General features: G+C 67.1%; 22 protein-coding genes and 1 pseudogene. 8 read left to right on the top strand and 15 right to left on the bottom strand.

Going from position 1 to position 20,240, the window contains the following annotated elements; translation table 11 throughout:
• Positions 1-64: 64 nt before the first annotated feature.
• Positions 65-1,498 carry a class II fumarate hydratase gene (locus I8J32_RS11700; protein ID WP_200612303.1) on the bottom strand — a complete coding sequence of 478 codons (1,434 nt, stop codon included), beginning with the start codon at positions 1,496-1,498 and terminating at the stop codon, positions 65-67.
• Positions 1,499-1,670: 172 nt separating this feature from the next.
• Between I8J32_RS11700 and purB the strand changes: the two are divergent.
• Positions 1,671-3,042: pseudogene (purB, locus tag I8J32_RS11695) on the top strand (adenylosuccinate lyase).
• 100 nt (positions 3,043-3,142) lie between these two features.
• Here the strand turns inward: purB and I8J32_RS11690 are convergent.
• The 14 genes from I8J32_RS11690 to I8J32_RS11625 all read right to left on the bottom strand — a co-directional run bounded on the left by I8J32_RS11690 (position 3,143) and on the right by I8J32_RS11625 (position 12,119).
• A complete protein-coding gene (locus tag I8J32_RS11690) occupies positions 3,143-3,670 on the bottom strand; it encodes a P-loop NTPase family protein (RefSeq protein ID WP_207526566.1) in 528 nt (175 codons plus the stop codon).
• A gap of 158 nt (positions 3,671-3,828) precedes the next feature.
• Complete coding sequence (locus I8J32_RS11685) at positions 3,829-4,107, bottom strand: excalibur calcium-binding domain-containing protein (protein ID WP_200612294.1); 279 nt, start codon at positions 4,105-4,107, stop codon at positions 3,829-3,831.
• A 126-nt stretch (positions 4,108-4,233) separates the two neighbouring features.
• Complete coding sequence (locus I8J32_RS11680; protein ID WP_200612290.1) at positions 4,234-4,611, bottom strand: hypothetical protein; 378 nt, start codon at positions 4,609-4,611, stop codon at positions 4,234-4,236.
• 76 nt (positions 4,612-4,687) lie between these two features.
• Positions 4,688-5,104 (bottom strand): hypothetical protein, encoded by a 417-nt coding sequence (locus I8J32_RS11675; protein ID WP_200612287.1) that lies wholly within the window; start codon positions 5,102-5,104, stop codon positions 4,688-4,690.
• A gap of 71 nt (positions 5,105-5,175) precedes the next feature.
• The gene (locus I8J32_RS11670; RefSeq protein ID WP_245156516.1) at positions 5,176-5,469 is read right to left on the bottom strand and encodes a GNAT family N-acetyltransferase; all 294 of its coding nucleotides are present in this window, start codon (positions 5,467-5,469) and stop codon (positions 5,176-5,178) included.
• A gap of 234 nt (positions 5,470-5,703) precedes the next feature.
• Complete coding sequence (locus I8J32_RS11665) at positions 5,704-6,012, bottom strand: hypothetical protein (RefSeq protein ID WP_200612285.1); 309 nt, start codon at positions 6,010-6,012, stop codon at positions 5,704-5,706.
• A 65-nt stretch (positions 6,013-6,077) separates the two neighbouring features.
• Positions 6,078-6,419 (bottom strand): hypothetical protein, encoded by a 342-nt coding sequence (locus I8J32_RS11660; RefSeq protein WP_200612282.1) that lies wholly within the window; start codon positions 6,417-6,419, stop codon positions 6,078-6,080.
• Positions 6,420-6,540: 121 nt separating this feature from the next.
• Entirely contained in the window at positions 6,541-6,954 is a 414-nt protein-coding gene (locus tag I8J32_RS11655; protein WP_200612279.1) for a cupin domain-containing protein, read from the bottom strand.
• A 66-nt stretch (positions 6,955-7,020) separates the two neighbouring features.
• Positions 7,021-7,512: a L,D-transpeptidase family protein gene (locus tag I8J32_RS11650; protein WP_200612276.1), complete on the bottom strand. Its 492-nt coding sequence runs from the start codon at positions 7,510-7,512 to the stop codon at positions 7,021-7,023.
• An 84-nt stretch (positions 7,513-7,596) separates the two neighbouring features.
• On the bottom strand, positions 7,597-7,977 hold the full coding sequence (locus I8J32_RS11645; protein ID WP_200612273.1) for a nuclear transport factor 2 family protein: 381 nt from the start codon (positions 7,975-7,977) through the stop codon (positions 7,597-7,599).
• A gap of 67 nt (positions 7,978-8,044) precedes the next feature.
• Positions 8,045-8,422, bottom strand: coding sequence for a cupin domain-containing protein (locus tag I8J32_RS11640; RefSeq protein WP_200612270.1), 378 nt, complete (start codon positions 8,420-8,422; stop codon positions 8,045-8,047).
• Positions 8,423-9,466: 1,044 nt separating this feature from the next.
• On the bottom strand, positions 9,467-9,931 hold the full coding sequence (locus I8J32_RS11635; protein ID WP_207526565.1) for a hypothetical protein: 465 nt from the start codon (positions 9,929-9,931) through the stop codon (positions 9,467-9,469).
• A gap of 455 nt (positions 9,932-10,386) precedes the next feature.
• Entirely contained in the window at positions 10,387-11,010 is a 624-nt protein-coding gene (gene gstA, locus I8J32_RS11630; protein ID WP_200612262.1) for a glutathione transferase GstA, read from the bottom strand.
• A complete protein-coding gene (locus tag I8J32_RS11625) occupies positions 11,007-12,119 on the bottom strand; it encodes an NAD(P)H-dependent flavin oxidoreductase (protein ID WP_200612259.1) in 1,113 nt (370 codons plus the stop codon). Before I8J32_RS11625 ends, gstA begins: the two co-directional genes overlap by 4 nt.
• Positions 12,120-12,247: 128 nt before the next feature.
• Between I8J32_RS11625 and I8J32_RS11620 the strand changes: the two genes are divergently transcribed.
• From I8J32_RS11620 to sucB, 7 genes are all read left to right on the top strand, one after another.
• Positions 12,248-12,646 carry a winged helix-turn-helix transcriptional regulator gene (locus I8J32_RS11620; protein ID WP_200612256.1) on the top strand — a complete coding sequence of 133 codons (399 nt, stop codon included), beginning with the start codon at positions 12,248-12,250 and terminating at the stop codon, positions 12,644-12,646.
• Positions 12,647-12,667: 21 nt separating this feature from the next.
• Positions 12,668-12,991, top strand: coding sequence for a hypothetical protein (locus I8J32_RS11615; RefSeq protein WP_200612254.1), 324 nt, complete (start codon positions 12,668-12,670; stop codon positions 12,989-12,991).
• A gap of 88 nt (positions 12,992-13,079) precedes the next feature.
• The gene (locus tag I8J32_RS11610) at positions 13,080-13,481 is read left to right on the top strand and encodes a VOC family protein (RefSeq protein WP_200612251.1); all 402 of its coding nucleotides are present in this window, start codon (positions 13,080-13,082) and stop codon (positions 13,479-13,481) included.
• A gap of 57 nt (positions 13,482-13,538) precedes the next feature.
• Positions 13,539-14,822 carry a cupin domain-containing protein gene (locus I8J32_RS11605; RefSeq protein WP_207526564.1) on the top strand — a complete coding sequence of 428 codons (1,284 nt, stop codon included), beginning with the start codon at positions 13,539-13,541 and terminating at the stop codon, positions 14,820-14,822.
• A complete protein-coding gene (locus I8J32_RS11600; protein ID WP_200612245.1) occupies positions 14,819-15,736 on the top strand; it encodes a GNAT family N-acetyltransferase in 918 nt (305 codons plus the stop codon). Before I8J32_RS11605 ends, I8J32_RS11600 begins: the two co-directional genes overlap by 4 nt.
• Before the next feature lie 236 nt (positions 15,737-15,972).
• Positions 15,973-18,804: a 2-oxoglutarate dehydrogenase E1 component gene (locus I8J32_RS11595; protein WP_207526888.1), complete on the top strand. Its 2,832-nt coding sequence runs from the start codon at positions 15,973-15,975 to the stop codon at positions 18,802-18,804.
• A gap of 133 nt (positions 18,805-18,937) precedes the next feature.
• Entirely contained in the window at positions 18,938-20,161 is a 1,224-nt protein-coding gene (gene sucB / locus I8J32_RS11590) for a dihydrolipoyllysine-residue succinyltransferase (protein ID WP_200612243.1), read from the top strand.
• Positions 20,162-20,240: the final 79 nt, after the last annotated feature.

The raw sequence follows: 20,240 nt of genomic DNA, 5'->3' as shown, positions 1-20,240 counted from the left end.
GAGGGACGGGCACGCAGGTGCCCGTCCCTTTTTCATGGCTGTCTGACCGTCCGCTTCGAGTCGCTCAACCGCCAGCCCCGCCCCCGCCGTGGATGCCCCCGCGAGTGAGCGCGCCCGGATCCAGCAGGCCGCGCAGTTGCTTCTCGGGCAACCCGGTCGCCTCGACCGCGACTTCCAGGATGGGCCGGCCTTCCTTGTAGGCCTGCTTGGCGATCGCGGCCGCCTTCTCGTAGCCGATGAGGGGATTGAGCGCGGTCACCAGGATGGGATTGCGGTCCAGCGCCTCGCGCACGTGCGCTTCGCGGGCACGCAGGCCGGCGATGGCGGAGTCGGCCAGCAGGCGCATGGCATTGGCCAGCAGGCGGATCGAATCGAGCAGGTCGTGGGCGATCAGCGGCAGCATCACGTTGAGCTGGAAGTTGCCGCTCTGCCCCGCAATGGTGATCGCGGTGTGGTGGCCCATCACCTGGGCGCACACCATGGCGACCGACTCGGGAATCACCGGATTGACCTTGCCCGGCATGATGGAACTGCCCGGCTGCAACGCCGGCAGCTCGATCTCGCCCAACCCGGCCAGCGGGCCGGAATTCATCCAGCGCAGGTCGTTGGCGATCTTCATCAGCGCCACGGCCAGTGCGCTGAGCTGACCGGACAGTTCCACCGCGTCGTCCTGCGCGGCGAGGCCTTCGAACTTGTCCGTCGCCGAGTCGAAGCGGACCCCTGACAATTCCGTCAGCGCCTTGGCCATCGCCTTGCCGAACCGGCGGTCGGCGTTGATGCCGGTGCCGATCGCGGTGCCGCCGATGGGCAGGCGCCGCAGCCGCTTGAGTGCATCGTCGATGCGCGCCTGCGCCGACACCAGCTGCGAAGCCCACGCACCGAACTCCTGCCCGAAGGTCAGCGGCATCGCGTCCATCAGGTGCGTGCGCCCGGTCTTGACGACCTTGGCCAGTTCGCGCGCCCGGCGGTCCACCGTCGTGCGCAGGTGCACCAGCGCCGGCAGCAGGGTTTCCACGCAGGCCAGCTGCGCACTCACGCGGATCGCGCTGGGAATCACGTCGTTGGAACTCTGGCCCAGGTTGACGTGGTCGTTGGCATGGATCGCCCGCGCAGTCTTGCGCTTGCCCGACCCCGCCCGCGACGCCAGCGTGGCGATGACCTCGTTGGCGTTCATGTTGCTCGAGGTGCCCGAGCCGGTCTGGAACACGTCGATGGGGAACTGCGCGTCGTGGAACCCCTGCGCCACTTCCAGCGCGGCGGCGCGGATCAGCGCGGCGTCGCCCTTGCCCAGCAGTCCCAGGCCGCCGTTGACCTGCGCGGCGGCCGCCTTGACCAGGCCCAGGGCGCGGATGAACTCGCGCGGCATCGGGACGCCCGACACCGGGAAGTTCTGCACCGCCCGCTGGGTCTGCGCCCCCCACAGCGCATCGGCCGGCACCCGCAGTTCGCCCATGCTGTCGTGCTCGAGCCGGTAACCGCCGATCTTGCTGGACGCCATGGGTCGCCTCTCCGATCGCCCGGCGCATCGCGGGCCGCTCCGCAGGATAACGCCGGGCCGGCGAGGGCCGGTGCATGCGATCGCGCCGGGCGGGGACACCGGGGGCCGGGGACAGGCGACCGGGCCCGCCGGCCCCGGTAGAATCGCGGTTTGCCTTCCGCCAGACCGCGCCATGTCCCCTGAAACCCAGCTCCTCGCCCTCTCCCCGCTCGATGGCCGCTATGCGGGCAAGGTCGACCCGCTGCGGCCGATCTTCTCCGAGTTCGGCCTGATCAAGGCCCGCGTGAAGGTGGAAGTGGAGTGGCTGCTCGCGCTGGCGCACGAGCCGGGCATCGGGGAACTCGCGCCCTTCTCCGACGCCGCCGCAGCGCGCCTGCGCGCCCTGGGCCGACCACCTGTCCGTCGCCGACGCCGCGCGGGTCAAGGAGATCGAGCGCACCACCAACCACGACGTCAAGGCGGTGGAGTACCTGATCAAGGAACGGCTCAAGGACGACGCCGAACTGGGGCCCGCGCTGGAGTTCGTGCACTTCGCCTGCACCAGCGAGGACATCAACAACCTCAGCTACGCCCTCATGCTCAACCAGGCGCGCCAGGACGTGCTGCTGCCGCGCCTGGACGCCCTGATCCAGACCCTGCGCACCATGGCGCACGACCACGCCGCCGCCCCCATGCTGTCGCGCACCCACGGCCAGACGGCCTCGCCCACCACCGTCGGCAAGGAACTGGCCAACGTGGTCGCCCGCCTGCAGCGCCAGGGCGAAGTGCTGGCGGGCCTGCCGATGCCGGGCAAGATCAACGGCGCGGTCGGCAACTACAACGCGCACGTGGCCGCCTACCCCGACGTCGACTGGGCGACGCTTTCGCGACGCTTCGTCGAATCGCTCGACCTCACCTGGCAGCCCTACACCACGCAGATCGAACCGCACGACGGCGTGGCCGAACTGTGCGACGTGGCCAAGCGAATCGACACCATCGCCATCGACCTGTGCCGCGACATCTGGGGCTACATCTCGCAGGGCTACTTCAAGCAGGCGGTGAAGGCCGGCGAAGTCGGCAGCTCGACCATGCCGCACAAGGTCAACCCGATCGACTTCGAGAACGCCGAAGGCAACTTCGGCGTCGCCAGTGCGCTGTTCGAGCATTTCGCCGCCAAGCTGCCGATCAGCCGCTGGCAGCGCGACCTCACCGACTCCACCGTCCTGCGCGCCCTGGGCACCGCCTTCGGCCACATGCTGATCGGCTTCGATTCGCTGCAGCGCGGCCTGGCCAAGCTGAGCGTCAATCCCGAACGCCTGGCCGCCGACCTCGACGCCTCCTGGGAAGTGCTGGCCGAGGCCGTGCAGACGGTGATGCGCCGCCATGGCCTGCCCAATCCGTACGAGCAGCTCAAGGCCCTTACCCGTGGCCAGGGCATCACCGCCAACTCCATGCGCGAGTTCATCGCCACGCTGGACCTGCCGGCGGACGCGAAACAGCGCCTGCTCGACATGACCCCGGGCAGCTACACCGGCCTGGCCGAGCGGCTGGCGCGCGAGGTCTGATCCAGCACGGCGCACGCGACCTGCCAGCGAACTGCTCGCAGGTGTAGCGTCGGCAAGGCCAGCGCAATGCAACGAGCCCGACCGCTGGCAGGCCCGGGCCTTAGCTGTCCGTGGAAGGCCGGTCGGCCTGTGCCAGGAAATCCTCCACCGCCGACGCGGACCGGAGGAGCTGCACCTGTTTACCGTCCGTGGCGGCGACGGCCAGCTTGCGCAGGATCCCGGGAAGCCGGCGGCGGCGATACGTCAGGATCCACCACGCGAATCCGACGCCCAGGCGCTCGGGGCAACCCGGCGCCATGTCCGGGCGCGACCTGCCATGGAACCCCAGCCGACGCTTCAACACCCGCGACAGGCAGGTAAGCGTGGGCATGTCCAGGAGGATGACCGTATCGCATTGGGCAAGGCGAAGGTCCAGTGACCCGCCGTAGTTCCCATCCATGATCCACGCGTCTTCCGCGGTGAGCTGGCGAATCATCTGCTGCCATTGTGCGCGCGGCGTTTCCGTCCAGCCGGGCTTCCAGTAGAGCGTGTCCAGGTGGATGACGGGCAGACGGGTCTTCTGCGCGAGCCGCTGCGCAAACGTCGACTTGCCCGAGCCGCCGCAGCCGATCACGAGAACCCTTTTCATCACTGCAGGGGGAACTCCAGCCCGCATCATGCGTCAGCGCCGGAACGCAGCTTCTCCATGACATTCATGAGGGCGCCCGCGGCGACGAAGAGAACGGGGGGACTGTCGAACCGGAGGGACCCGGGCCCCGACTGGGCACGCACGCATCCCGTGATTCATCAGTCGCACCACTGCCGTTCGCACGGCACGCCGTCGTGGTTCCCGTCCATCTTGGTGTTGGGGCAATGCTGGATGAAATACGTCGCCTCCTCGCAGGACCTCATCTGCGAGCAGTGCGTGCGGCCATCACAGGCGAAAGCCCCCGCCGCCGGAACGGGCGACGCCGACGCGGAAGCGCGAACCGGATCGGGCGCCAACGAAGCCGCCTCGCTCAGATGCCGCGTATAGCCGAACCAGATGAGTCCGCCCAGGATGGCCAGGACGAGCAGGCTTCTCATGTTTTCCCCCTTGCAGAACACGAGCGCGGGCGACCGCAGCCGCCTCAGTCGCGACGGTAAAGCACGGTGGAAGTCTTCGCAAATCAGGCAGCCAGGGAGCCCCCCGCAGGCGTCCGCTCGGGTTGATTAGTCCCGACGGATGGCACCCGACGCTGGGCACCTGTACCGCACAATCTGCCTGCCGCTGTCGACGAGCCGTTGGCCGTCCGCGGAGAGTTCGAACGTCATCGTCGCGAGCCAGGTCTCACCTTCGTCCGTCAGCTCGACGATCAGTGCAAGCTCTCTTGCACCGCGAGATACGGCAGCCCGAATCGGCCCCTCGCTCTCCCAGAAGGAAATGTGCCTTGCAGTGATGCGCAGGGTGAGGTCGTCAGCGTCAGAACCGCACGATTCCACGCTACCGGCCCAGTGACCGACAAACTGCGCCGGAACGGCTGTTTCCTTGGCATTTCCACTCGACGAAATGCACGCCAGTGCTACTGCAAGAGCAACTGAAAGTTTCATCGCCTCTCCCTGGCCCCACAATCGCCGGCCGACACCGACTCAAGCCATGCGTGGTCGACACCCAGAACAGCACCGATCAGTGCGTACTGTATTTGGCCCGGACGAACAGCGCCAATGCCACCGTCAACGGCCCCAGCCAGAGCCATTGCATGAAGGCGAAAAGCCGGGCTTCTGGCCGAGGCATTCCAGCCGCCACCAACGGGACGACGCGGCCCGTGTAGGCCAGGCGCCAGAAATAGAGGCTTCCCGCCACCAGGAAGACCAGCGCGATCGGAAAGGACGTTCCGTTGAGCAGATAGAGACTGCCCAACATCAGAGCCACGGTAACCGACACCGCCCTCATGACGACGATTGCTCCCGGGGCCGGGCGCCGCTCAATGGAACGCTTGATGCCGAGTCGTGCAGCCGCCCTGTCGATTCTCCAGACACAGAACGCAGCCCCGCAGAAGAAGGCAGCAAGCCACGCATACGGACTTCCAATCAGACCGGTCATGCCCATGTTGCGCTCCCCGGCGCCTGGATACGCGGCCGAAAAGCGGTTTCGGCCTGGCCCAATTGTCAGGCTTACGGCGGGGCAATGACAAATGAGTACAACTGCGCCGACGTCTGGACGGCCTTGGCACCCATCGCTTCGTAAAGCGATATCGCCCGGCGATTGGTCGAACGCACATTCTGGATGACGAACTCCCGGCACCCCTTCTCACGCGCCTTCTGTCGCAACTGCTCGATCACGGCACTGCCATAGCCGCGCGAGCGCTGGCCCGGGTCGATCTCGATCTTCTCCAGTACAAACAGCTCGCCGGGGTCGAACCAGCCATAGGCGCGGCCCACACGGCGGCCGTCGAGCCAGGGCTCGATGACGTAGTGCCGCGGCGCTTCGCTTTCCTCGAAACGCCAGTCTGCCTTCAGTTGGAGGATGTTCTCTTTCAGGATCGGTTACCGGGTCGGTGGACGGTCCAAAACCGCCTGAGTCAATCGCTCCGCGGATGTCGAAACGATGCCGTCCAGTGAAGCGCTACTGAAAGTTCGTCGGCAGTGCCGCGAGACGAGTGCGCGCCCTGGAACACCACCTTGGACCAACAATCCGGGCCCTCACCGCACCCGGCGAAAGGTGCCCGAATCCGAGCGGATGGTATCAGCGTCGATCACCGTGTACCGGAAGCTGGCGCCCTTGTTGACACCCTCTTCGTACGTGACCAGGACATCGCTCCAATACCGCTTGTAGGAAACCCGCTTGACGGCACCCATGGCTTCCAGTTCTCCACGACGGAAAGACACGGTCAGTGGAAACGGGTCGGTCATCCTCCATGTGCCCTCGAGCGGCCCGGGGCTCTTGCTCGCGCAGGCCGCGAGGCCGAACGCAACGATGCCAAGTAGCGTACCGCGAAGGAGGATGTTCACAATGCCCTCTGAACCTGCAAACGAGGGACCCGGACCCCTGAAACGAGCCGGGCCGCGAAACGCCTTCAGCGTGCCTGATCAGGTCTGGCGGGACGGCGAAACCGAATCTCGGCCATTATGCAAAAGAGCAGGACAACGGCAAGGCTGCAGCCTGAACCAATCACGAAACTGCCCAGGATCCTCGACGACTCCGCGTCTGCGTCCACCGCGGCATTGAGCGCCCACAAGCAGCCGCCGACGAGCGTGGCCGTCAGACAGAGGCTCAACGCGTTGAGTCTGCCGAAATGTCTCAGCAGCGCCAGTGCAGGCATGCAGATCAGGAGCATGCCCAGGTACCCGCAGGTCAGCGAGACCACGCATAGGATGGGAAAGAAGACGACAAGGTCGAGCGGGTCCACTTCGGGCACGCCCGGGACCGATGCAGTAGGAGGAATGCGACCAACGGTGTTACGAGCGGTGCGGCTAGAGCGGCTTTCGCGATCGACGGCTTTTCGAGTGGCGTGAATCTCATGGAGCCTGACGCCTGGATCAAGTCGAGCCGCGAATGGGCTCGTCCACTGGCCGATGCTCAGTGCCGGCGCCCGGCGTGAGGAAGAGCATGGTGGTTGGGACGGTGGTCGTCGCGGTGTGCCAGGTGTTCGGTGGCACAAGGACATACGCGCCCGGCTGACTGAGCGGCACCGCGCGCTCCCCGCCAGGCTCCTCGAGCACCACCGTCGCCGCCCCCGACAGCAGCAGCACCACCTCCTCGCCGGCGGGATGCCGCTCCCACGTGGACCATGACTCGCTGAAGGTGAAAGCAGACATCAGCCTGCCCTGGTCCAGCTGCGGATATCCGCCGCCCGCCAACGCCTCCCAGAACGATTCCGACGCGGGAATGGCGTCGGTCTTCCCGCCGTCGCGCACGTGCAGGTAGGTGCTGAGGATGTCCCTTGTGGTCACCGCGTCTCCTTGGCGCCTGGCGCCTGAAACAAGCCGGGCCGCGAAAGCCTTGGCTTGAGTGAATTGTCAGGGAGCAATCAGGATGCGGACCGGGACATCCACCATGTCCCAGACCGCGTCCATCTGCTCGTCGGTCAAAGCAATACAGCCATCCGTCCAGTCGGACTGCTGCAGGATCGGAGCGCCACGCCCGAACCCGTTTGGCTGACCGTGAATCATGATGGCGCCCCCGGGCGGAACACCCTTTCGCCGGGCCAGCGCCTGATCGCGCCGGGAGGGATACGAGATATGGATTGAGCGGTGGTACTGGCTGTTCGGGTTCTTGTAGTCCAGTACGTACGCTCCCTCAGGCGTCCTCTTGTCGCCTTCGCGCTGCTTGTGGCCGACAGGCGACCGCCCCAGCGCGACCTTGTATTTCGCGATCAACTGCGTCCCATTGAACAGGAAGAGTTCGCGCGCCGACTTGTCCACGTAGACGAAGGTGGCCTTCTTCGCGGGAACCCAAGCGCTGGCCGTGATCGCCGCGGTGCTCAGTAGAAGGATCGCAAGAAGTCTCACATGGCCCCTGAACGTCTGAACCTGGCCGGGCCGCGATGCGGCTTGGGCTTGAATGAGCTGGTAGGCAGCGTACTTCTGCGGCGCCTAGCTCTGCGCCGGCGTGAGGTGCGTGAGCATGCACAGCCAGCAGTCCCCTACCCGGCGATAGACATCGGTAATGTACTCGTCCGCCTGGATCGGGGCCCCATTGAACGTGCCGGTGTTCTGCCCCCGGCCCGTCACCCAGGCCATGTCGCCCACCACCGCCGCATGCGTGGCCACCTTGGTCATTGAAGCATGCGTCAGACGGCCGGAACCCACCACGTCGAGGATGCGGGCGCGAGGCACGGGCCCCGCCTCCGGCGTGACCAGGAGCCAGTCGTCCGTGATGCAGCCGGCAATCCGCCCCACGTCGTTGGAAACCATCGCCGCGTTGAAACGCTCCTCGAGCTCTGCAAGGAACGGTGGAATCTGCGTGGTGATCATGGGTTTTCCCTGGGTGCGTCGTGGGTGGCCTACGCCGGGATCGAGCCAACTCGGAAGCGACTTCGGATCAGGCATCGCCGGTGGGCACTATGGCGGCCGTTTCCACCATCAGGATGACAGCCCTGTCCGGGGCGCGCGTGCGATGGACCACGCCTTTGGGCACGACAAATCCTTCGTGGGGCTGCAGGTCGATCGACCGGTCCTCCAGATCAATGATGAAATGCCCCTCCAGCACGAAGAAGAACTCGTCGTCGTTCTCGTGCTTGTGCCAGTGATACTCGCCCTGCATGACACCCAGGCGCACGACCGAGTCGTTGACCTTGCACAGCGTCTGGTTATACCAGCGGTCGGTGCACGCCTTGACCAGCGCCGGGACGTCCACGGTGGCGAGCGCCGGAAACTTGATGTCCAGGTGTGTGGCGTACGGGTACGTTTCGTCATTCATGGCCGGAAACCTGCGATGTGGGTTGTGCGAGGCCAAATGCCAGAGTCAGGCAAGGCCGCGAAGAGAACTGTCATGCGACTTCCCAGTCACGGGCAGCTGCGCCCCCTGATCTTCTCGGCCAGACTGTCCGCGAAGCGTCTGGCGATGCGCTCTTCACCGCCGCCCAAGTTGAACATGACTTTCTCCTCCCAGGCCTTCTGGCCTTGAGGTCGATAGCAGACAACTCGGCCAGACTCGAATGCCGCTCCGGTATCCAGATGAACCTCGATGACGCCAGCCAGCGATTGCTGCTTGGCCTGGGCGAGCGACCATTGTTCCTGTCCCCTCCGCAGGGGCGTTGCGGCAAGTATGCCGTGGATCGACTTGGGTCCTGAAGCGGCCCGACCTGATGATTGCAACGTCCTGCGCCTTCCTGTTCGATGGTGCCGTCTGTTACACCCGCAAGCCAGCGGGTGTAAGTGTTACGCGCTCCACTCCATATGATTGCCGCCCCACCCGGAGTTCTTGCCCCCTGGCAAACGCGGGCGCTGCGGCCTGTCTGCCTTTAGACATTCGGGCTTTGGCTCTCTGACACCGGCGTTCGGCTTTCGGACCCCAGGGTTTGGCTTTGGACGCGCAGCGTTTGGCTTTCAGACCCCAACGTTCGGCTTTGAAAGCCCAGCATTTGGCTTTCCGACCCCATCGTTTGGCTTTGAATGCCCAGCATTTGGCTTTCCGACCCCATCGTTTGGCTTTGAATGCCCAGCGTTTGGCTTTGAAAGCCCATCGTTTGGCTTTGAAAGCCCAGCGTTTGGCTTTCGGACCCCAGCGTTTGGCTTTGATTGCCAAACGTTTGGCTCCCAAACCCCAACATTTGGCTTTCGGACCCCAGCGTTTGGCTCTGAAGGCCCGGTCCGGAAGGCCCCGCTGCTCCCACCGGGAGCGTCGCACCCCGGCCTTGGCACCTGCGAGCGCCCTGCCCGCTCTTGCCCCTGCCGCGCCCCCCAACTTCAGCCACGAAAAAAGCCGCCCGAAGGCGGCTTCCTTTCAACCCGTGTCGTGGACTCACTGGCCGGCGTCAACCTCCCTGCGCCGGCGCGAGAAGCGGGTGCCGAGTTCCCGGCGCAGGTCTTCGAGGCCTTGCGCGGCGCCGGAGACCTTGAGCTGGCTGTAGCCGTCGAAGGCGAAGTCCATCAGGTCGTGGCCCAGGGCGGCGCTGGTGGAGGCGACCATGGCGTTGACCCGGGACAGGATCTCCTGGATCGGCCGCAAGCGGTCGAACGCGGCCAGGTCCTGGTGGGCGCCGGCGATGTCCATGCTGGGTGGGACGATCGACGGGTTCTGCGACAGCACGCGGATGGTGCCCCGGGCGAAGACTTCGCTCTTGTGTCCCATGTGATGCAGGGTCTTACGCTCGGCGGTGCCCAGCGAAATCAGGCCGGGCAATGCGGCTTCCAGTTGTGCGATGGCCGCCAGCGCGGCTTCCTGCTGTTCCTGGGTAATGGTGATCGAAATCAGGTTCTGCGACACAGCAATCTCCTTTTGCGTTCCATGTGTCTGTTCGTCGGCGGCGCCGGCGTTCCAGAAGCGCGAGGGTTCGCGCTCATGGTGGAAACGCGGAGATGGTGTCGTGCCGGCCAGCGGATTTGTATCTGCTTTGATACATGCAGACATACTTTGATACATGCGCTGGGGTGGCGGGAGGAACGTGCAGACCGTGGGTCGTGGAATGGGGAAATTGGGGTGCTGTGGTGGGATTGAGGCGATCAGTTGGCCCCATCTCAACCTTCCACCGTGGAATGCGGGAAGAATTGAAGTTGAGCGCTGCTTCTCCTGGGATCCTGGCGACCTGCTGCCCCCATCCCAACCTTCCCCCGTGAAACGGGGGAAGGAGATTGGGCCTGGCTGCGTTGGCTGGGGTCGCGGCGATCGGCTGCCCCCATCCAACTTTCCCCCGTGAAACGGGGGAAGGGGCTGATGCTGTGTCAGGCGGCCTGCTGCTTGCCGCCCAGTCCTTCCGCCGCCAGTGCCGCCTGCACGGCCGGGCGTTGGCCGACGCGCTGCTGGAATGCCTGCAGCGCGGGGAATTCGGACAGGTCCAGGTCGACGCCGCCGGCCCAGTTGGTCACGGTGAACAGGTAGGCGTCGGCGACGGTGAAGTCATCGCCCAGCAGGTGGGGCTGCTGGGTCAGTGTCTGCTCGAGCAGCGCGTAGCGCTTGCGCAGGTAGGCCTTGCGCTCCTCGCGCACGGGTTCGGGCGTGGCGGGGTTGAACAGCGGCGAATAGCTCTTGTGCAGTTCGGTGCTGATGTAGCCCAGCATCTCCTGCAGGCGCGCGCGTTCGATCGTGCCGTTCGCCGGGGCGAGCTTCGCGCCGGTGTGGCGGTCGGCGAGGTATTGCACGATCGCGGTGCCTTCGGTCAGTACCTGGCCGTTGTCGAGTTCGAGCGCGGGGACGTAGCCCTTGGGATTGATCTGCAGGTAGTCCTCACCCGACTGCGTGCGGCGCGCCTTGAGGTCGACCTTGTCCAGGGTGATGTCCAGGCCCAGCTCACGGGCGACGATGTGGGGCGAGAGCGAGCAGGCGCCGGGAGAGTAGTAGAGCTTCATGCGGGGGATGCCTCCGGGTGGGGGTGTGGGAGCAGCGCCTCGCCGGCCAGGTCGGCCAGCAGGGACTGCATCAGCGTCGCCGCGGTGCGATGACGCAGATTGGGGGCGATCTGTCCGCTCCAGAGCGAGACCAGATCCGTGCGGCCGGCGGCGATCGCCGCGGGACGCAACTGCGAGACGAACCAGCTGGTCACCGGAAATGGCGGCAGCTGGCTGAAGCTCGGCGCGAGTTCGCGTGTCCAGCGGTTGACCAGGCCGCGCGCGAGGCGACCGGTGAAGGCGCGCGTCAGCGTCGTGTGGTGCGCCTGCCCGGAAAACAGCGCGGCGCGATGGGCATCGGTGGTGCCGGACTCCGCGCAGACCAGGAAAGCCGTGCCGATCTGCGCGGCCTGTGCGCCCAGCAGCATCGCCGCGCGCACGCCACGTCCGTCGCTGATGCCGCCGGCGGCGATCACCGGCACGCGCACGCGGGGAGCGACCAGCTGCACGAGGGCGAAGGTGCCGGTGAGCGAGTCCTCGGCGCTTTCCAGGAACGAGGGGCGATGTCCGCCGGCCTCCGCGCCCGTGGCGACGATCAGGTCGATGCCCGCCGCGTCCAGCGCGAGCGCTTCGGCCACGGTCGTGGCGGCGCCGACGGTGACGATGTCGCGTCGCCGGCACTCGGCCAGGATGCGCGGTGACGGAATGCCGAAAACGAAACTGAAGACCGGCGGGCGCGCTTCCAGCAACGCGTCGACCTGTTCATCAAAGCGCGGATGGCCACGCTCGGGCGGAAAGGGTTGCTCCAGGCCGAGTTCGCGGAAGTACGGCTCGAACAGCGGCCATGCCTGCTCGAAGGTCGCCGCGTCGATGCGCTCGCCGCCCGCATCGTGGTCGGACACCCACAGGTTCAAGGCGAACGGTGCGCGCGTCAGTCCGCGCAGTTCGTCGGCAAGCGGACCCAGGCGCTCGGGCGGAAGCATGTGCGCACCGAAGGAACCCAGGCCGCCCAGGTTGGAGACCGCGGCCGCCAGCGCCGTCGTCGACAGGCCGCCGCCGAAGGGGCCCTGGATGACCGGATGGGCGATGCCCAGCCTGCGGGTTGCCTCGTTCGCGATGGTGGGAGCCATGTGCCGTCCGTGCCAATGGAATGGCCGTATCCTAGGCCCACCTAGTTACTGATGTATACCGCTTCGGCCGCCCCGGGGATAGAATGTGGTAACCGCGAAGTAACCAGTCACTGCCGAGGACCCGCGCCATGGGCCTGCCGCTGCGCAAGAGCAAAGTCATCGAACCTTCGTCGGTCTGCCCGCTGACCGAGTGCATGCGCCTGCTGCAGGGCGCGTGGGCGCCGAACGTGATCTGGTACCTCAGCGGCGAACCTCGCCGATTCGGGGAACTGCGCCACGACATCCCGCCGATCTCCGCGCGCGTGCTGAGCGCGCGGCTGCGCGAGCTGGAGACCAAGGGACTGATCACGCGACGCGTCCTGGATACCTCGCCGCCTTCGGCCGAGTACGCGCTGACGGAACTGGGGCGCGAGTTGATTCCCGCGATCCGGGCGATCGTCGAGGTGGGGATGAAGCTGAAGGAACGGGTGGCCGTTCCCAGGCAGGCGCAGCCGAAGCGGTCGCAGGCACGCCGGCGCGCGGCGTGAGGAACTGCCGGACGCGCCCGGATGATCACCTCCTCCGACTTCCGTGACAGCTGGGTCACCGCACTGTTCGTCGGTTACGACTGGGAGCGGTCGGAACACTTCGCCGAACTGGCGCTGCGCACGGCCTTCGGCGCGGACCGACTGTTCCGCGTCGAACGGCTCACGTCCTGGGGCATCCACCAGAACTTCGACACGCAGTGGATCACCAAGTGCACGCTGGTGGAGCGTTCTGATGGGCTCTACCTCTGTCTGGATCCGGCGGTCGAGGGCAAGCCGTCGAACCTCGACAATTTCTGGTTCCTTGGGGCGCGGGTGGTCAGGGTGGAACAGGCCGCAGGGACGTAGTGCGTGGGACGTCCGGCCAGACCGCCGCGACCGTCTTCCCCCATCCCCACCTTCCCCCGCGAGCGGGGGGAAGTAGCAAGGAGCCACGATGAACTTCCTGCTCAACATCGACGTTCCCGATCTCGAGCGCGCGACGACGTTCTACACCGCCGCGTTCGGGCTGCGGCCCTCACGGCAGCTGGGCCCCGATGTGCTCGAGCTGCTGGGCCTGCAGGTTCCCGTGTACCTGCTCCGCAAAGCCGCCGGCACCACGGGCGCGGGGACATCCGTGCGCGACTACGGCCGCCACTGGACACCCGTGCACGGCGACATCGCGGTGGAGGATCTGGATGCTGCGCTCGACGATGCGGTCCGGGCCGGCGCGCGACAGGAAGGCGAGGTCCGCAGCGCGGCCTGGGGCCGGATCGTGCAGGTCGCCGATCCGTTCGGCCACGGCTGGTGCCTGATCGAATTCACCGCGCGCGGGTACGATGCACTGGCCGACGGCTGATCGCACGCCGCCGTCGCCCTCCCCCGCCTGCCGGCGCGTCCGGACTGAATACTGCTGATGGTCACCCGAAAGAAATCCCCTTCCGCCACGCCCGCTGCCGCGGCCGCCGGTAAATCCAGCGCCGCCGCCGCTCCGCCCATCGAAGTGGACGCCGCTTCTGCCCCGCCACTGGGCATGAACCCGCGCGAGTTCCTGCGCGATTACTGGCAGAAGCGCCCGCTGCTGATCCGCAACGCCTTCCCGGGCTTCGTCTCGCCGATCGAACCCGAAGACCTCGCCGGGCTGGCCTGCGAGGAAGGCACGCTGGCGCGCATCGTCGAACACGACCGCGCGCGCGATGCGTGGACGCTGCGCACCGGGCCCTTCGACGAGGCGATGTTCCCGGACATGCCGCACGAGGACTGGACCCTGCTGGTGCAGGACATGGACAAGTGGGACGCCGACATCGCGCGCCTGCTGGAAGCCTTCGACTTCCTGCCGCGCTGGCGCATCGACGACGTCATGGTGTCCTTCGCCGCGCCGGGCGGCTCGGTGGGCGCGCATGTGGACCAGTACGACGTGTTCCTGCTGCAGGCTCAGGGCCATCGGCGCTGGCAGATCGATGCCTCGCCCAATCCGCCGACCGGATTCCGCGACGACGTGGAACTCAAGCTGCTGAGCCGGTTCTCGCCCACCCATGAGTGGGTGCTCGGGCCGGGCGACATGCTCTACCTGCCGCCGGGCGTGCCCCACCACGGCGTGGCCGAGGACGCCTGCCTGACGTTCTCGGTCGGCATGCGCGCGCCGAGCGCGGCCGAGTTGCTGGGGGATTTCGTCGACACGCTGGCCGCCGACGCCGACGAGGCCCTGCGCTACCAGGATCCCGACCTCGCTCCCGCCACGGACCCGGCACAGATCGACGACGCGGCCATGGCGCGGGCCGTGGCGGCGCTCAACGCGTTGCGGATGAACGACCCGGACCGCCTGGGCGACTGGTTCGGCCGTTTCGTCACGCTCTACCGCAATGCCGGCGAAGTGCTGGCCGCGCCGGAGCCGCGCTCACGCATCGAAGTGGAGTGGGACCTGCAGCAGGGCGGCGGCCTGCAGCGCCACCCGTGGTCGCGGATGGCCTGGCGCAAGTCGGGCAAGCAGGCGCGCCTGTACGTCAACGGCGAGGACCATACGTTGCCGGTCCGCGACGCCAAATGCGTTGCCAATTCAGGAGAGCTCGACGGTCCGGCCTATGCGGCGCTGTCGCAGGCCGGGCGTGACTGCGTCTTCGAGCTCCTCCAGGCCGGCCACTACCGCCTGGCCGGGGCGAACGACGACCACGACGGGGATGGGGACGAGGAGCAGGCATGAGCGCCAGTCTGACGGCCAAGGGCCGGTTCACGGTGTCGGCGGTGGACTATGAGAGCGGGCTGCCGCAGCTGCGCCTGGTCCGCGAAACAGTGTTCGTGCAGGAGCAGGGCGTGCCCGTGTCGCTGGAGTGGGACGACCTGGACCCCCGCTGCCATCACGTCCTGGCCCTGGACGCCGACGGCGCGCCGATCGGCACCGGGCGGCTGACGCCGGAACACAAGATCGGCCGCATGGCCGTGCTGTCCGACTGGCGCGGACACGGCGTCGGCGAGGCCCTGCTGCACGCCCTGATCGATCAGGCACGCAGCCAGGGCTGGCACGAGATCTCGCTGCACGCCCAGGCGTCGGCGATCGGGTTCTACGCGCGGCACGGCTTCCTGCCGCAGGGCCCCCGCTTCGAGGAGGCGGGCATCGAACACCAGACGATGCGCCGGCTGCTGGACGGCCCCAACCCGGTCGAATCGCACGACGCCGCCGTCGCAGCCCTGCTGGGCGTGATCGGCACCGCTCGCCGCCATTTGTGGCTCTACAGCCGCGAACTCGACCCGGGCCTGCTCGATCGGCCCGATGTGATGACAGCGCTGCGCCGCTTCGCCACCCGCGGCGGCGAGACACGCATCCTGCTGCAGGACGTGCTGGCCCCGCAGTCCGCGCACGCGCCCCTGATCGCGTTGTCGCAGCGGCTGCCCAGCGCCTTTCTGTTCCGGGTGATCGAGGAGACGGTCGACCGGGCCTATCCGTCCGCCTTCGCCTGCAACGACGCCGGCGGCTGGTACTTCCGGCTGCTGGGACACCGCACCGACGGCGAGACCCGCATCGACCAGCCCGCCCGCGCACGGCAGCTGGAAAACGTGTTCGAACCGTTCTGGGAGCGCGCGCGGCCCTGCACGGAATACCGGGCCCTGGGCATCTAGACGGCCTGGCGGCCGCGGACCTCGTCGCCCCTACCGGCGTTGCCTGGCGGGCATATCCGAGCCCCACCGTCGTCATTGGGACGACTTATTCCTTTTGCGCTTGATGCAGCGCGACATAGGGTCCGGCTATAATTTTGGCCCTTTCGTGACCGGCTCGCCGGTGACGCCGGCGATTTCCCCCAAAAGCCCGCCGGATCAACGGCTTGCCCATCCAACCGGATCTTCCCGACACCATCGTGGACAGTCTTCTCAAGCAGTTTGCCCAGTCCTCGCAGCTCGGCGCCAACGCCGCCTATATCGAAGACCTGTACGAGCAATACCTGGTCGCCCCGGACAGTGTCGGGCCGAAATGGAAAGCCTATTTCGACGGCTTCAAGGGCCGCGAGGCCGGCGACGTCCCCCACTCGGCGGTCATCGACCAGATCGCGGTGGCGGGCCGGATGGCGGCCAGCGGCAAGCTGGCGGCGGCGGCCGGGCCCGGTGACGAGCGCGAGCGCGCGGTCGGCAAGCTGATCACCGCCTACCGCTCGCGCGGCCACCTGGCGGCGAAGCTCGACCCGCTGGGCATGATGTTCGCCCCGCCGGCGCCGGACCTCGACCCGGCCTTCCACCATCTGTCCGAGCGCGACTTCACCACCGAGTTCAGCACTGGCGGCGTCGCCGGCAAGGACCGGATGAAGCTCGGCGACCTGGTCACCCTGCTGCGCGCGACCTATACCGGCTCGATCGGCGCCGAATACATGCACATCACCGACGTCGAACAGCGTCGCTGGATGCAGGAGCGCATGGAGCGCGCCGGTGGCAAGTACGGCCGCACCGCCGACGACAAGCTGCGCATCCTGGAGCGGCTGACCGCGGCCGACGGCCTGGAGCGCTACCTGGGCACCAAGTACGTCGGCCAGAAGCGGTTCTCGCTGGAAGGCGGCGATGCACTGATCCCGCTGATGGACACCACCATCCGCCGCGCCGGCGAACAGGGCGCCAAGGACGTGATCATCGGCATGGCCCACCGCGGCCGCCTCAACGTGCTGGTCAACACGCTCGGCAAGCCGCCGCGCCACCTGTTCGACGAGTTCGAAGGCAAGTTCGAGCACGTCCACAACGACCTGGCCCACCAGGGCGACGTCAAGTACCACATGGGTTTCAGCGCCGACGTCGCCACGCCCGGCGGCCCGGTCCACTTGGCCCTGGCCTTCAACCCCTCGCACCTGGAAATCGTCGACCCCGTGGTGGCCGGCAGCGTGCGCTCGCGCCAGACCCGGCGCGGCGAGAACGGCGCGCGGCAGGTGGTTCCGGTGCTGATCCACGGCGACGCGGCCTTCGCCGGCGAGGGCGTGGTGATGGAACTGTTCCAGATGTCGCAGGCGCGTGGTTTCCGCGTCGGCGGCACGCTGCACGTGGTCATCAACAACCAGGTCGGCTTCACCACCAGCGACCGCCAGGACGCCCGCTCCACGCTGTACTGCACCGACGTGGCCAAGATGGTCGGCGCCCCGGTGCTGCACGTGAACGGCGACGACCCCGAAGCGGTGGTGTTCTGCGCCGAGCTGGCGCTGGATTTCCGCAACACCTTCGGCAAGGACGTGGTCATCGACCTGGTCTGTTACCGCCGCCACGGCCACAACGAGGCCGACGAACCGGCTGCCACGCAGCCGCTGATGTACCAGGTCATCCGCAAGCACAAGACGCCGCGCGAGCTCTACGCCGCGCAGCTGCTGGCCGAAGGGGTGGTGTCCGAGGCCGACGCGCAGGCGCTGGTCGACGGCCTGCGCCAGAAGCTCGACGACGGCGTGGTGACCACCGACCTGGTGGCGGTCAAGCCGGACGAGTTCGCGATCGACTGGAGCAACTACCTGACCGGCAAGATCAGCGACCCGGTCGACACCACGTTCGACGGCAAGAAGCTGCGCAAGCTGGCCGACGTGATCAACGAGATCCCCGATTCCGTCAAGCTGCACCCGCGCGTGGCCAAGATCTACGAGGACCGCCGCAAGATGAGCGCCGGCGAGCAGCCGGGCGACTGGGGCTTCGCCGAGAACCTGGCCTACGCCACGCTGCTGGACGAAGGCTTCAAGCTGCGCCTGGTCGGCGAGGACTGCGGCCGCGGCACGTTCTTCCACCGCCACGCGATCCTGCACGAGCAGGCGACCGACGAATACGTCCTGCCGCTGCGCCGCCTGGTCAAGAACACGAACGACGTCACCATCATCGACTCGCTGCTGAGCGAGGAAGCGGTGATGGCCTTCGAATACGGCTATTCGACGGCCGATCCGATGACGCTGGACATCTGGGAAGCGCAGTTCGGCGACTTCGCCAACGGCGCGCAGGTGGTCATCGACCAGTTCCTGTCGTCGGGTGAGGCCAAGTGGGGCCGCCTGTGCGGGCTGGCGCTGTTCCTGCCGCACGGCTACGAAGGCCAGGGCCCGGAGCACTCCTCCGCGCGACTGGAGCGTTTCCTGCAGATGTGCGCGCTGGAGAACATGATCGTCTGCACGCCGACCACGCCGGCGCAGGCCTACCACATGATCCGCCGGCAGATGCGCATGAACACGCGCAAGCCGCTGGTGGTGATGACGCCCAAGTCGCTGCTGCGGCACAAGCTGGCGGTGTCCTCGCTGGACGAGCTGGCCAAGGGCCGCTTCCAGGAACTGATCCCCGACGCCACGGCCAACGCCAAGAAGGTCAAGCGCGTGGTCCTGTGCGGCGGCAAGGTCTACTACGACCTGCTGGAAGAGGCGACCAAGCAGGGCCTGACCGACGTGGCCCTCGTGCGCGTGGAGCAGCTGTATCCGTTCCCGCGCACGCAGCTGGCGGCCGAACTCAAGCGCTTCGCCGGCGCCACCGACGTGGTCTGGTGCCAGGAAGAGCCGCAGAACCAGGGCGCGTGGTACCAGATCCGCCACCACCTCGCCGCCTGCCTGGGTAAGGGCCAGTCGCTGCACTACGCCGGGCGCGCGCGCTCGCCGTCGCCGGCGGCCGGACATTTCTCCGACCACGTCATCGAACAGACCGCCCTGGTCGCCGATGCCCTGGTCAACCCCGTGCGCGGCGAAGGCTGCGCCGAGTAACCCCGAAAAATAGTGGGCGGCCGCGCCGCCAGGGAGTGAGGAAAGAGAGGAAGCAGAACGCCCGGGATCTCGCCTTTTGCCTCCACTCATTTCTCACTCCTCCCCACTCACTCCTCCCCTTTTAGGATCCGCCATGAGCACCGAGATCAAAGTTCCCGTCCTGCCCGAGTCGGTTTCCGACGCCACCATCGCCACCTGGCACAAGAAGGTGGGCGACGCGGTCAAGCGCGACGAGAACCTGGTCGACCTGGAAACCGACAAGGTCGTGCTGGAAGTGCCCTCGCCGGTCGACGGCGTGCTCAAGGAAATCAAGTTCGCCGAAGGCGCGACCGTCAACAGCCAGCAGCTGATCGGCATCGTGGAAGCCGGCGCCGTGGCCGAGGCCGCACCGGCCAAGGCCGCCGCGTCCGATGACGCGAAGAACAAGGCCGCGACCGTCGCCGAGGCGCAGCCGGTGATGTCCAAGGCCGCCGCTGCCGCCGCCCCCGCCGCCGCCAAGGCCGCGGGTGTCGAGCTGCCGCCGGGCGCGCGTTTCGCCGCCGCCACCGCGGGCGTCGACGCCAGCCAGGTCGAAGGCACCGGCCGCCGCGGCGCGGTGACCAAGGAAGACATCGTCAACTACGCCTCCGGCAAGACGGCCGGCGTCGCGGGCGGCGCGCGACCGGAAGAGCGCGTGCCGATGACGCGCATGCGCAGCCGCATCGCCGAGCGCCTGATGCAGTCGAAGAACTCCATCGCGATGCTGACCTCGTTCAACGAGGTCAACCTGGGCAAGGTCATGGCCATGCGCAAGGAGCTGGGCGAGTCCTTCGAGAAGGCCAACGGCATCAAGCTGGGCTTCATGAGCTTCTTCGCCAAGGCCGCCGCCAACGCGCTGCAGCGCCACCCGATCGTCAACGCCTCGGTCGACGGCAACGACGTGATCTACCACGGCTACGCCGACATCTCCGTGGCCGTTTCCACCGACAAGGGCCTGGTCACGCCGGTGCTGCGCAACGTCGAGCGCATGACCTTCGCCGACGTCGAAGCCGGCATCGCCGGTTACGCCAAGGCGGCCCGCGAGGGCGGCCTGAAGCTGGAAGATCTCCAGGGCGGCACCTTCACCATCACCAACGGCGGCACCTTCGGCTCGCTGATGTCCACGCCGATCGTCAACCCGCCTCAGAGCGCGATCCTGGGCATGCACGCCATCAAGGAGCGCGCGATCGTCGAGAACGGCCAGGTCGTGGCCGCGCCGATGATGTACATCGCCCTGTCCTACGACCACCGCATCATCGACGGCAAGGACGCGGTGCTGTTCCTGGTGGACATCAAGAACCAGCTCGAGAATCCGCACAGGATGCTGCTGGGCATGTAATTGAAGCGGGAACGGGGAACCTGGAACGGGGAAGCAGAGCCTGCCCCGCTTCCCCGTTCCCCGTTCCCTGTTCCCGCCT

It is taken from the genome of Lysobacter solisilvae, assembly GCF_016613535.2.
Lineage (GTDB): Bacteria > Pseudomonadota > Gammaproteobacteria > Xanthomonadales > Xanthomonadaceae > Agrilutibacter > Agrilutibacter solisilvae.
The sequence above is the reverse complement of the archived record's forward strand: the minus strand, read 5'-3'. Positions and strand labels throughout refer to the sequence as shown.

Coding starts and splice junctions, on each gene's coding strand:
- sucB (WP_200612243.1), top strand. CDS start 18,938: ATGAGCACCGAGATCAAAGTTCCCGTCCTGCCCGAGTCGGTTTCCGAC.
- gstA (WP_200612262.1), bottom strand. CDS start 11,010: ATGAAGCTCTACTACTCTCCCGGCGCCTGCTCGCTCTCGCCCCACATC.
- I8J32_RS11680 (WP_200612290.1), bottom strand. CDS start 4,611: ATGAAACTTTCAGTTGCTCTTGCAGTAGCACTGGCGTGCATTTCGTCG.
- I8J32_RS11625 (WP_200612259.1), bottom strand. CDS start 12,119: ATGGCTCCCACCATCGCGAACGAGGCAACCCGCAGGCTGGGCATCGCC.
- I8J32_RS11620 (WP_200612256.1), top strand. CDS start 12,248: ATGGGCCTGCCGCTGCGCAAGAGCAAAGTCATCGAACCTTCGTCGGTC.
- I8J32_RS11700 (WP_200612303.1), bottom strand. CDS start 1,498: ATGGCGTCCAGCAAGATCGGCGGTTACCGGCTCGAGCACGACAGCATG.
- I8J32_RS11610 (WP_200612251.1), top strand. CDS start 13,080: ATGAACTTCCTGCTCAACATCGACGTTCCCGATCTCGAGCGCGCGACG.
- I8J32_RS11600 (WP_200612245.1), top strand. CDS start 14,819: ATGAGCGCCAGTCTGACGGCCAAGGGCCGGTTCACGGTGTCGGCGGTG.
- I8J32_RS11645 (WP_200612273.1), bottom strand. CDS start 7,977: ATGATCACCACGCAGATTCCACCGTTCCTTGCAGAGCTCGAGGAGCGT.
- I8J32_RS11685 (WP_200612294.1), bottom strand. CDS start 4,107: ATGAGAAGCCTGCTCGTCCTGGCCATCCTGGGCGGACTCATCTGGTTC.
- I8J32_RS11640 (WP_200612270.1), bottom strand. CDS start 8,422: ATGAATGACGAAACGTACCCGTACGCCACACACCTGGACATCAAGTTT.
- I8J32_RS11615 (WP_200612254.1), top strand. CDS start 12,668: ATGATCACCTCCTCCGACTTCCGTGACAGCTGGGTCACCGCACTGTTC.
- I8J32_RS11690 (WP_207526566.1), bottom strand. CDS start 3,670: ATGAAAAGGGTTCTCGTGATCGGCTGCGGCGGCTCGGGCAAGTCGACG.
- I8J32_RS11675 (WP_200612287.1), bottom strand. CDS start 5,104: ATGACCGGTCTGATTGGAAGTCCGTATGCGTGGCTTGCTGCCTTCTTC.
- I8J32_RS11605 (WP_207526564.1), top strand. CDS start 13,539: ATGGTCACCCGAAAGAAATCCCCTTCCGCCACGCCCGCTGCCGCGGCC.